The organism is Caldisericaceae bacterium, from assembly GCA_036574215.1.
Taxonomy (GTDB): domain Bacteria; phylum Caldisericota; class Caldisericia; order Caldisericales; family Caldisericaceae; genus Caldisericum.
In genome coordinates this window covers 1-1,700 of the sequence record JAINCR010000041.1, presented here as the reverse complement: position 1 = coordinate 1,700, position 1,700 = coordinate 1, and the positions used below count along the sequence as shown (strand labels likewise).

Sequence of the window (1,700 nt, the reverse complement as noted above, 5' to 3'; positions counted from 1 at the left end):
TCCCACCGTGTCATCCTGAGCACGTTTGCTTCGCTCAGTGTAAACTTAAGCGAAGGATCTTGGCTTTTGCTTTTTGTGTTATAATAACTCTTAGGCAGAGCACTTACAACTTATTAGGGTAATACCTACAAGGAGGTAAAAATGAGGTTATTCGTATTTGAAAAAGATGGCTTTTTAAATGTTGGAGTTGAAGAGAATGGACATAAAATTGATGTAAACAAGCTATCCGAGGCAATGGAGCACTTAGGAGAAAATGAAGCGCCTATTATTGATTCAGTTAGTGCTGCAATTGAACAGTGGCAAAACGTTTTAAAAATGATCCAATGGGGTAAAAAGACTTTTAAAGATTTATTTTATGATATCTTTAATATTAAGGTTAAAAAATTTTATCCCCCAATTGACAAATCTTCCCTTGTAATCTGCCTTGGAAAAAACTATGTGGAGCATGCAAAAGAAACTGGAGGCTCAATTCCAGATGAACCAATCATTTTTGGTAAATACGCTAACTTTGCAATCTCCCAGGAAGATCCAATCATATACCCATCTTGGGCTACACGCATTGACCCCGAACCTGAGTTAGGTGTCATTATCGGTAAATACGGAAAGGATATCGACGTAAATGAAGCAATGGACTATGTCTTTGGCTATACAATTGTAAACGATATAACAGAAAGAAATATTGAATTTAAAGATATGGAAAAAGGGCTTCCTTGGTTTAGATCAAAAAATTTTGAAACATCTCTTTCTGTAGGTCCATATATAGTAACAAAAGATGAAGTTTTAGATCCACATAATCTTGAAATAGAACTCTACGTAAATGGCACCCTAAAACAAAAAGGCAACACAAAGGATATGATTTTTAAAATTGCCGAAACGATTTCTTACATCTCGAAATATTTTCCTCTCTCACCAGCTAGTGTTATTTCAACAGGCACAATACCAGGAATACTTCCCATAGAAAAAGGGGATGAGGTGCTTATAAAAATAGAGCATATTGGCGAACTCAAAAACAAGGTTGCATTTTCCCTACTGTAAACAATGAAAAAAACTCAATCTGCAGAAGTTGCTTCGGTTGCATTTGCTGTTGCAAGCCTACTGAGTAAAATTTTAGGTTTTGTAAGAGACCTTTTTTTAAGCAATTATTTTGGCGTCTCAAAAAGTGTAGATGCACTTTCCGCAACCTTACCAATAAACTCAATTTTTCAAAATATTATGACTTCAGCAATTGTTGTATCCTTTATCCCCCTGTATTTAGAAGAACTATCTAACAACAAAGAAAAGGCAAGAGAAGAACTATCAACTGCATTTAATATTGTTGTGCTCCTATTTTTTATTGCAACTTTGCTATTAATAATATTCTCGCATCAACTTGTTTCTGTTTTTGTGCCTGGTTTTAAAGATGAATTAACCCAAAACCTAACCTCTAAACTCATTGACTTTGTGTCCTTTTCGGGTTTTCTTTGGGCAGTTGTAGGGTTTTTATACGGCCTTTCACAACTTCACAAACACTTTCTTATTACTGCAATTATGCCACTATTTATAAATATATCCATCATTTTAGGCCTTGTTTTATTCCACAATACACTTGGTATTTACTCCTATGTTTTAGGTTTAGCATCGGGGCTTTTGATACAGGCAGGTGTGATGCTTTACTATTCAAAAAAATATCTTGGCTTGGAATTTTCACTAAATTTCAATCC

Annotated in this window: 2 protein-coding genes; both read left to right on the top strand. The window is 34.8% G+C overall.

What is annotated here, in order from left to right; all coding sequences use genetic code 11:
* The first annotated feature begins 141 nt into the window (after positions 1-141).
* A complete protein-coding gene (locus K6343_02140) occupies positions 142-1,035 on the top strand; it encodes a fumarylacetoacetate hydrolase family protein (GenBank protein ID MEF3244772.1) in 894 nt (297 codons plus the stop codon).
* A 3-nt stretch (positions 1,036-1,038) separates the two neighbouring features.
* The coding region (locus K6343_02135; protein MEF3244771.1) for a hypothetical protein at positions 1,039-1,700 on the top strand (662 nt) is incomplete at its 3' end.